Source organism: Thermosynechococcus sp. M98_K2018_005 (assembly GCF_015295825.1).
Taxonomy (GTDB): Bacteria; Cyanobacteriota; Cyanobacteriia; order Thermosynechococcales; family Thermosynechococcaceae; genus Thermosynechococcus.
In genome coordinates this window covers 21,068-29,532 of record NZ_DVEH01000087.1, presented here as the reverse complement: position 1 = coordinate 29,532, position 8,465 = coordinate 21,068, and the positions used below count along the sequence as shown (strand labels likewise).

General features: G+C 53.5%; 13 protein-coding genes. 5 read left to right on the top strand and 8 right to left on the bottom strand.

Going from position 1 to position 8,465, the window contains the following annotated elements:
- Window positions 1-5 precede the first annotated feature (5 nt).
- A complete protein-coding gene (locus tag IGQ15_RS11085) occupies window positions 6-965 on the bottom strand; it encodes a hypothetical protein (RefSeq protein WP_297051741.1) in 960 nt (319 codons plus the stop codon).
- 114 nt (window positions 966-1,079) lie between these two features.
- On the bottom strand, window positions 1,080-2,096 hold the full coding sequence (gene lpxD, locus IGQ15_RS11080) for a UDP-3-O-(3-hydroxymyristoyl)glucosamine N-acyltransferase (RefSeq protein ID WP_297051739.1): 1,017 nt from the start codon (window positions 2,094-2,096) through the stop codon (window positions 1,080-1,082).
- A gap of 204 nt (window positions 2,097-2,300) precedes the next feature.
- Here lpxD and IGQ15_RS11075 point away from each other — a divergent pair, with 204 nt between their 5' ends.
- Complete coding sequence (locus tag IGQ15_RS11075) at window positions 2,301-2,486, top strand: NblA/ycf18 family protein (RefSeq protein WP_297051737.1); 186 nt, start codon at window positions 2,301-2,303, stop codon at window positions 2,484-2,486.
- 144 nt (window positions 2,487-2,630) lie between these two features.
- Here IGQ15_RS11075 and IGQ15_RS11070 read toward each other — a convergent pair whose 3' ends face one another.
- Entirely contained in the window at window positions 2,631-2,756 is a 126-nt protein-coding gene (locus tag IGQ15_RS11070) for a hypothetical protein (RefSeq protein ID WP_297051735.1), read from the bottom strand.
- 236 nt (window positions 2,757-2,992) lie between these two features.
- Here IGQ15_RS11070 and IGQ15_RS11065 point away from each other — a divergent pair, with 236 nt between their 5' ends.
- Window positions 2,993-3,274 (top strand): hypothetical protein, encoded by a 282-nt coding sequence (locus IGQ15_RS11065; RefSeq protein ID WP_297051734.1) that lies wholly within the window; start codon window positions 2,993-2,995, stop codon window positions 3,272-3,274.
- A 53-nt stretch (window positions 3,275-3,327) separates the two neighbouring features.
- Window positions 3,328-4,050, top strand: coding sequence for a superoxide dismutase (locus IGQ15_RS11060; protein ID WP_297051732.1), 723 nt, complete (start codon window positions 3,328-3,330; stop codon window positions 4,048-4,050).
- Here the strand turns inward: IGQ15_RS11060 and IGQ15_RS11055 are convergent.
- Genes IGQ15_RS11055 through rpsP form a run of 4 tightly spaced genes read right to left on the bottom strand, consistent with a single transcriptional unit; the run spans window position 3,995 to window position 5,812 of the window.
- A complete protein-coding gene (locus tag IGQ15_RS11055) occupies window positions 3,995-5,017 on the bottom strand; it encodes a PhoH family protein (RefSeq protein ID WP_297051730.1) in 1,023 nt (340 codons plus the stop codon). The two genes, IGQ15_RS11060 and IGQ15_RS11055, sit on opposite strands and share 56 nt — an antisense overlap.
- Window positions 5,018-5,026: 9 nt before the next feature.
- On the bottom strand, window positions 5,027-5,200 hold the full coding sequence (rpsU, locus tag IGQ15_RS11050) for a 30S ribosomal protein S21 (RefSeq protein WP_015126245.1): 174 nt from the start codon (window positions 5,198-5,200) through the stop codon (window positions 5,027-5,029).
- 3 nt (window positions 5,201-5,203) lie between these two features.
- Window positions 5,204-5,557, bottom strand: coding sequence for a KH domain-containing protein (locus IGQ15_RS11045; RefSeq protein ID WP_297051726.1), 354 nt, complete (start codon window positions 5,555-5,557; stop codon window positions 5,204-5,206).
- A 3-nt stretch (window positions 5,558-5,560) separates the two neighbouring features.
- Window positions 5,561-5,812 (bottom strand): 30S ribosomal protein S16, encoded by a 252-nt coding sequence (gene rpsP / locus IGQ15_RS11040; RefSeq protein WP_149819178.1) that lies wholly within the window; start codon window positions 5,810-5,812, stop codon window positions 5,561-5,563.
- A gap of 106 nt (window positions 5,813-5,918) precedes the next feature.
- Here rpsP and fabD point away from each other — a divergent pair, with 106 nt between their 5' ends.
- Entirely contained in the window at window positions 5,919-6,809 is an 891-nt protein-coding gene (gene fabD / locus IGQ15_RS11035) for an ACP S-malonyltransferase (protein ID WP_297051724.1), read from the top strand.
- Window positions 6,806-7,441: a lysophospholipid acyltransferase family protein gene (locus IGQ15_RS11030; protein ID WP_297051723.1), complete on the top strand. Its 636-nt coding sequence runs from the start codon at window positions 6,806-6,808 to the stop codon at window positions 7,439-7,441. The genes fabD and IGQ15_RS11030 overlap by 4 nt, the downstream gene beginning before the upstream one ends.
- Here IGQ15_RS11030 and gap read toward each other — a convergent pair.
- Window positions 7,438-8,460, bottom strand: a complete 1,023-nt coding sequence (gene gap, locus IGQ15_RS11025; RefSeq protein WP_297051721.1) for a type I glyceraldehyde-3-phosphate dehydrogenase — start codon at window positions 8,458-8,460, stop codon at window positions 7,438-7,440. The two genes, IGQ15_RS11030 and gap, sit on opposite strands and share 4 nt — an antisense overlap.
- Between the last annotated feature and the right edge of the window lie 5 nt (window positions 8,461-8,465).

Genomic DNA, 8,465 nt, shown 5'->3' with positions numbered 1-8,465 from the left:
TATAACTAGCGCTGTCCTTCCTTGACCATGCGGGCGATCGTTTCGGCGCGCAGATAGGGATCAGGCCCGAAGGGCAAAATTTCGTAGAATTCGTTATCCGGCAAGCGCATCAGTTGGAGCGACTCCTGCTCGCGATAGATCACATAGACTCCCGGTGGCCATGTTTTGGCACTGCGCACTGGCACAGGAATGTCGCGGCGTTCTTCTCCGACGCAGGCGAGGCGGACCACCTGTGTATTGGGACGATAGACCACCTTATCTTCACGGGTGCGCCGAAATAAAAAGCGATCCAAAACCTTGGGTAGAATCTCTGTTTCTGTTCCCCCCAATTGCAAATTCAAATCCAGCAATTTGTCTTCAAGGGTGACTTCAATGATGTGGGGTTCAGGGACGAGGGGTTGGGAGTGAATCTCAGTGGTCTCTTGGGGCGATTCGGCAGTAGGTTTCACCTTCTGGACAATTTGGCTGATGTATTCCAGATCCACCGTCGTGATTTTCTTAAAGGTGACAAACCAAGAAAGCAAACTAATAGCCACTCCGGGTTCCAATGTCGTAACCAAGGTTGCCAGATCCAAGTCATCAAGGCGAATGGCCTTAAGGGCAGCATCGGTTTGACCCAAGACAATGGCTGCATCCCCCGGACTGATGTGTTTGAGGCTGCTGTAGAGCAAGCGCAGATCAATCGTTTCTTGGCAGCCTTGGGTCGAAATGCGGTAGGTGATGTCGTAGAGCCAATCTAGCGTCACCAAGTCGTGGTTGAGCATCCAGAGGGCGACGTTAAAGGCAGTTTGGGGAAAGGCAGCTTGGGCAATACTTTTGACAATGACTTGGGCGCGATCTCGCTGCAGCAAAGAAAGTAAGGCCGCCTGTTTTTCTGCCTTGGTCGTTAGTTCTTGGTAGCCAAGGAGCGCTTGGAACAATTTCTGATCACTGGGCAGTAATCGAATGGCTGCTGGAGGAGTCATAAGCTTTAGTGTCGCAGATTTGTGTGACCCATTGCCCTTCACCCCATGGGGAACGATCAAAAAGGCAACCCTAGCCCTTAGTTCCACTATAGAGGCTGGCTAGCGTATCTATGCTTATTCCCCCACCTTTGCTTCCAATTTGCGCACTCGCTTGAGGAGATCCGGCAGTTGCTTCACTGCGGCTGAAACCTTGAGGTAGAGGGTTTGATCCATCGCCGGAATCCCCCCCATGCGGCTATCTGGGGGGACAGAGGTACTGATGCCGGATTTGGCGGAGACAATGGTGCGATCGCCAATGGTCAAATGACCCGCTGCCCCCACCTGTCCAGCCAGAACCACATGATGACCAATGTGGGTCGAACCCGCTAAGCCCACTTGGGCACAGAGAATCGCATTTTCACCAATGGTACAGTTGTGAGCCACCATCGTCAGGTTATCAATCTTCGTGCCATTCGCCACAGTGGTCTCTCCGAGAGTGGCGCGATCAATCGTTGTGCCAGCACCAATTTCGACATCATTGCCAATGACTACGGTACCCACTTGCGGAATTTTATAGTGGCGACCATCGGGCAGGGGCACATAGCCAAAGCCATCACCGCCTAGGACAACACTATTTTGCAGGATGACCCGATCGCCCAATTGTACCCGCTCCCGCAGGGCACAGTGGCTGTAGATACGGCAATCGGCGCCAACCACCACATCATCGTAGAGCGTGCAATGACTATCAATAACGGTGCGATCCCCAATGCGCACGCGATCGCCAATGACCGTATAGGCACCAATGGTCACCTCAGCTCCCAAGACGACATCGGCTCCCAGAATTGCCGTCGGGTGAATTTTGGCAGTAGGTTTGGGTTGCGGATAAAACCATTCAATACATTTGGCAAAGGCAAGGTAGGGATGGGGCACCCGCAGCAGGGGACAGGCTGCCTCCCCTTGAAAATCAGGACGGACAAATACAGCAGCCGCTTCCGTTGTCCGCAACAGGGCGCTGTACTTAGGATTGGCCAGAAAAGAGATATCCGTGGCTGTTGCTGTTTCTAAAGGGGCTACCCCCAACACTGGGCGATCGCCCTGCTCTGGACAGTCGAGGGTTGCCCCAAACCGTTCAGCGACGTCTGCCAACCGCATCTTGCCGTCCTCATCATCGAACTTGAGTTTTAGCTCAGTCTATCAGGTCTCGTTTGTGAAAGCGATCGAGAATTTAGTGAAATCGTTCATGCTGAACATTTTATCCTTTGCACGGGTGATATTCATTGAATGGCAACTTTGTCAATGTGTTTGTTATATTTTTTAACACGTATGGCCGATAACCTGGCGTAAGGAGTACGTTCTATGGAGCAACGCTTCCCCGAACTGAATGTTGACCTCAGCTTTGAACAGGAGTTTCAAATGCGCGTGATGGAGGAACAAGTGAGTACCATGAGCCTTCAGGAAGCTCGTGAGCTACTGTTGCAAGCCTCTCGCCTATTGATGATGAAAGACAACGTCATTCGCTCCTTGGTCAAACGCGCTGCCTAGGTCACAAATGTACAAATGTGTGGGACGGACCTCTTTCTCCACCTTGCTTCCTGCGGCGAATCAAGTAGGGGATATGGGGCTGCACCACAATTTTTTCACACTGGAAAAAGCTTTATGATATCGGCGAATCACGCCCATCATTTTTTATCGCCGTTCAGTCTCTTGAAAAAGCCGATCCGTTTCCTGAAATTGGCGTTCTGTTTCCTTTTGAGCCTCTAGTAGCTCCGCCAATAATCGCCAAACATCTTCAGGGGTGTATGCCTGTGTCATTCTTGACTGATAATTGCCAACCAACTGATGCGTATGCCCTACCCTCCTAACTTAGGAAACAATGGAGAAGCTTGGTAGCCTCAAGGCTTCAGTAGGAGGGAAAAAACCCAAAAACGGCTTTAGTTCCAGAGGATACAATAAGATAAGAACTAGGACTGACATTGGTGAAAAAACAAACGGTTAGAACAAGACGACTGTAAAAATTATTTGCGATCGCTCCCGAGAGGTATTGATTCATGACTCGTCCACTGCTGTTGAGCGCGGTGTGGCTGGGAATATGTTATCCCTTGGCCACGTTGGCGACTCCCCTGCCCCCGATCTTTAATCCTATTTCCCCAACCACTGCCTTTGAATTGTCAGAAATGAACCGCCTTTGGCAAAATCAGTGGCGTTTTAAGAATCGCCGCGAGGCCAGTACGACGCTGCAACCATCTCCTGGCAAAGTGCTGCAAATTGAAGTGGATGGCCAACTTTTGACCCCCAGCCAAGCTCAACAACTTCTGCTGCGCCAAGAATAATCCTGAGGGGCTTAGATTATTAGCAGGAACATTTAACATTTGACGTACTCGCTATGCCCCTAACCCGTCGTCAAACCCTCGGCCTCCTTGTCGGCAGTGCCGCTACACTCTGGTTGCGATCGCGCCCAGCCGTGGCTGAAGGTGAGCCGTCAGAAATTTATACGCTGCCGCCTTTGCCCTACGGCTATGATGCCCTAGAGCCAGTGATTGATGCGGAGACGATGCAGCTCCACCACAACAAACACCATGGGGCCTATATCAACACTCTAAACAAGGCACTGACGCCCTACCGTCAATGGCACGGGCTACCCATTGAGGATTTACTGCGCCACATTCACCAACTACCCACCGCCATCCAAAAAACCGTACGCAACCACGGCGGCGGCCATGCCAACCATTCCCTCTTTTGGCAAAGTATGGCACCGAATGGTGGCGGTGAACCGATGGGGGAGTTGGCCACAGCAATTGCAGCCACCTTTGGTTCGTTCTCAGAGTTTCAAACCCAGTTTCAGCAGGCGGGTCTGAAGCACTTTGGCAGCGGCTGGGTCTGGCTTGTGCTGACACCCCAAGGGAATCTGGCCATTACTACCACACTGAACCAAGATTCTCCGCTCATGCAAGGGCAAGTGCCGATCTTAGGCAATGATTTGTGGGAGCATGCCTACTACCTGACCTATCGCAACCGTCGCGATCAGTACCTAGAGGCTTGGTGGCAGGTGGTTAATTGGCCTTGGCTGAGCGATCGCTACGCCCAGATGCGCGCTCTTTTGGCTTAGTTAGGAGTGCCTGCTCATGGCGATCGTAGGCATCAATAATTCGCTCGACCAGGGGATGGCGAATCACATCCCCCTTGGTTAGATAACAAAACGCGATCCCTTCGACATCTTGGAGAATTTTTGTGGCCACATTAAGGCCGGAGGTTTGATGTTCTGGTAGATCGGTTTGCGTCAAATCCCCGGTCACCACCAGGCGGGAGTTAAAACCAATGCGGGTTAGCACCATTTTCATCTGGGCAGGGGTGGTGTTCTGGGCCTCATCGAGGATGACAAAGGCATTATTCAGGGTACGCCCTCGCATATAGGCCAAGGGGGCCACTTCAATCACCCCCCGCTCCATCAGGTTGCTAATTTTCTCTGGCTCCACTAGTTCGTAGAGGGCATCGTAGAGGGGACGCAAGTAGGGATCAATTTTTTGCTGTAAGTCTCCCGGCAAAAAGCCGAGCCGCTCCCCCGCTTCCACCGCAGGCCGTGTCAAAATCAACCGCTCATAGGTACCTGACAGCAGCGCTTGTACCGCTAGGACAGTGGCCAAGAAGGTTTTGCCGGTGCCCGCTGGGCCAATGCCAAAGGTGAGCGTATGGCTGCGAATCGCTTGAATGTACTGGCGCTGGCGAAAGGTTTTGGCACGGATAATCTCGCCGCGGCGGGTGCGAGCCAGAATATCCCGTTGCAGCTCTTGGAGGGCTTCCCGCTGTTGGGTATCGTAGGCATGGCGGACGGTGAGAATATCTACCCCGGACACAGGACGCCCCTCGCGCCAAAGGGTACCGAGGTCTTGAATCAGTTGTTGGCAGAGTTGGATTTGAGCAGGGGTGCCGGTGATGTAGAGATCCCGCCCCCTTAAAACAAGAGTCGCCCCTGTTTGGGCGGCAAAGATGCGGAGGTTGGCTTCTTGCTCACCGACAAGGGCGATCGCACTCTCAGTGCTGTGGAGGTCAATCGTGAGACTTTCCCTCGTGGTCATACCCAAGGCTTAGCGATTGCGCTTGCGGGCGGCCTCCTGTTTGCGTTTGCGGCGTAGGCTGGGTTTTTCGTAACGTTCACGCCGTTTGACTTCCGAAAGAATGCCCGCTTTTTGGATTTTTTTCTTGAATCGCCGTAGAGCGGACTCAATGGATTCGTTTTCACCTAAACGCACTTCAGACACGCGCTAACTTTGCCTCCTTAATGATGGATAAGAACGACGACGGGATCGCCGGGGGCGATCGCTCCCTTGATGATCTATTTTAGGCGTACTTTTGGCATCGTCATAAACATCTAAGTAAACCTGCTGACCAGCGGCTTGGGCAGCAGCCTGTAGAACCGCTCGAATAGCATGGAGATTGCGACCGCCACGGCCATAGACCCGCCCCTTATCCTCGCCAGCAAAGGCAAGGCGTACCCAAATGCGAGAATTGGCAGGGGAAAATTCCGCATGGAGCCGTAGGGTTTCTGGTGCTTCCATAAAGGGTTCAAGCAGGAAGCGAATCAAGGCAGCATAGTTGGGGGCAGCCGACTCAGTCATTGCCTATTTTTTGGCAGTTTCAGGGAGAAGATTCGCTTTGACAAAGAGCCGCCGGACGGTATCTGTGGGTTGTGCGCCCTGCGCCAAACGCCGCTTAATCGCCTCTTCCTTAAGGCGCACCTCATCCCGGATCGGATCGTAGAAGCCCAATTCTTCGAGGGCACGTCCATCGCGGCGATCCGTATTATTCATGGCCACAATCCGATAGGTGGCGTTCCGTTTTTTGCCGTAGCGTTTAAGACGCAGTTTAATCATGTCAGCCTATGGAGATAAAAGGGGCAGGTTTTTCTCGACAATTTTCTAGTATAACGGACATCCCAAATCGGGTAAAGTAGATTGCGGTTCGAGTTGAGCACTGCCGATGACAAAGACAGCATGGTTATTTCCCGGCCAAGGGTCGCAACATCCAGAAATGATGGCGGATTTGCTGACGGCCTATCCCCCAGCCAAGGAGCGGTGCGAACAGGCAGCAGCTATTTTGGGGTGGTCGGTCATTGACTGCTGTGCAGGTCGTATCGGTGATTTAGATCAAACCCTCTATACCCAGCCCAGTTTGTTTCTGGTGGAGAGCCTGCTTGTGGATGCTCTCAAGGAACGGGGGGCAAAAGCGGACTTTGTCGCGGGGCATAGTCTCGGCGAATATGTTGCCCTCTATGCGGCGGAGGTTTTTGACTTTACAACAGGACTGAAGTTAGTGCAGCGGCGAGCCGAACTGATGAATGCCGCTGGCGGGGGTAAGATGGTGGCCTTGATGGGCTTTGACCGCAAGCAGTTGCAAGAGGCGATCGCCAGCACAGCCAATGTGGTTCTGGCCAATGATAACCATCCAGGGCAGGTGGTGATTTCGGGGCTGCCGTCAGCGGTGGACGCGGTACTCGGCAAAGTTAAGGTGAAGCGAGCGGTTCCCTTGAATGTGAGTGGGGCGTTTCATTCCCCCTTTATGGCGGAGGCCGCAGCCACGTTTGCTACGCTGCTGGCGGAGTGCACCTTCCACGAGGCGATCTTTCCCGTTTTGAACAATGTCGAACCTGAACCGACAACGGATGCAGCGGTGATCAAGGCACGGTTGCGATCGCAGATGACGGGTTCTGTGCGGTGGGTGGAAACCTGTCATGCCCTTGCGGCAGTGGGGGTGACCCAAGCCCTTGAAATTGGCCCCGGCAACGTATTGGCAGGCTTGGTTAAACGCACTACCCCAGAGATCACCGTTACCAGTATTGCCACGATCGCTAGTTTGGAGAGCCTTGGGTGAGTCGCGATCGCGAACCGCTGATCAGCCTGCTCCTCTACCATCTTTTCAAATGGTCAGTGGTGAGTCCACTCCTGCACACCTATTTTCGCGGGCGCATCTATGGTGCCCATCAGGTACCCCTGCGAGGACCGCTGGTGGTGGTGGCCAATCATGCCAGCTACTTTGATCCACCCCTGATTTCCAACTGTGTGCGCCGACCGGTGGCTTGGATGGCCAAGGAGGAATTGTTCCAGATTCCCATTTTTCGGACATTGATTCGGTGGTATGGTGCCTATCCTGTGAAGCGGGGAGCGGGCGATCGCCGCGCATTGCAGGCTGCTCTCAAAGCCCTAGAACAGGGTTGGGCGGTGGGGGTCTTTTTGCAGGGCAGCCGCACCAAGGATGGCCGTATTGATGACCCGAAACTCGGGGCAGCGCTAATTGCTGCCAAGGCCCAAGCCCCCCTCTTACCTGTATGCCTTTGGGGGACACAGGACATTCTCAAGAAAGGGACGTTTCCCCGACCCGTTCCCCTTACAGTGCGCATTGGTGCTCCCATTCCACCGCCAACTTCGGGCGATCGCGCCGCCCTAGAAGCAGTCACTCAGCACTGCTGCGAAGTGATCCACAGTCTCCATGACTTGGGTCGCTAGAGCAGACCATCCTTAGCGGCCATCAGTTTGAGTAGATCCACCACACGGCAGGAATAGCCCCACTCATTGTCGTACCAAGCCACCACCTTAAAGAAATTGGCATTGAGTTGGATCCCTGCTGTGGCATCAAAAATACTGGAGCGGCCATCACCGATAAAATCACTGGAAACCACCGCCTCTTCGGTATAGCCGAGAATCCCCTTGAGTTCTCCCTCAGCCGCTGCCTTCATTGCCGCACAAATCTCGTCATAGCTCGTGGCCTTCTCAGTTTTGAAGGTCAAATCCACCACCGACACATCGGGCGTGGGAACGCGGAAGGCCATCCCCGTCAACTTACCCTTGAGTTCGGGCAACACCAGTGTCACCGCTTTAGCAGCTCCGGTAGACGCAGGAATAATATTTTGGCCAGCGCCCCGGCCGCCGCGCCAATCCTTCTTACTGGGACCATCCACCGTCGGTTGGGTTGCGGTGACAGAGTGCACTGTGGTCATCAAGCCCTCAGCTAGCCCAAAGGTTTGATGGAGTACCTTGGCCACCGGTGCCAAGCAATTCGTGGTGCAACTGGCATTGGAGACAATCACATCCACCGCTGGATCAAAGGCCGCATCATTAACACCGACGACAATGGTTTTCACCTTATCGGCATCCTTGGTGGGGGCTGAAATCACCACCCGCTTGGCACCAGCTTGTAAATGCTGCGCCGCCCCCTCATAGCCAGTAAATAGGCCAGTGGACTCAACGATGTAATCTGCGCCAACTGATCCCCAAGGCAGTTCTGCGGGATGGCGAATGGCCGTACAGGGAATGAACTTACCATCAATTTCGATGCCCTCTGCCGTTGCCTTGACGGTCCCCGGATAAATGCCGTGGGTGGAATCGTACTTAAAGAGGTAGGCAAGGTTATCTGCAGGCACGAGATCGTTAATACCGACAAACTGAATATTGTCGTAGGCGAGACCCGCCCGTAGTACCAAGCGGCCAATGCGGCCAAAGCCATTAATACCGACTTTCAAGGTCATGAAAA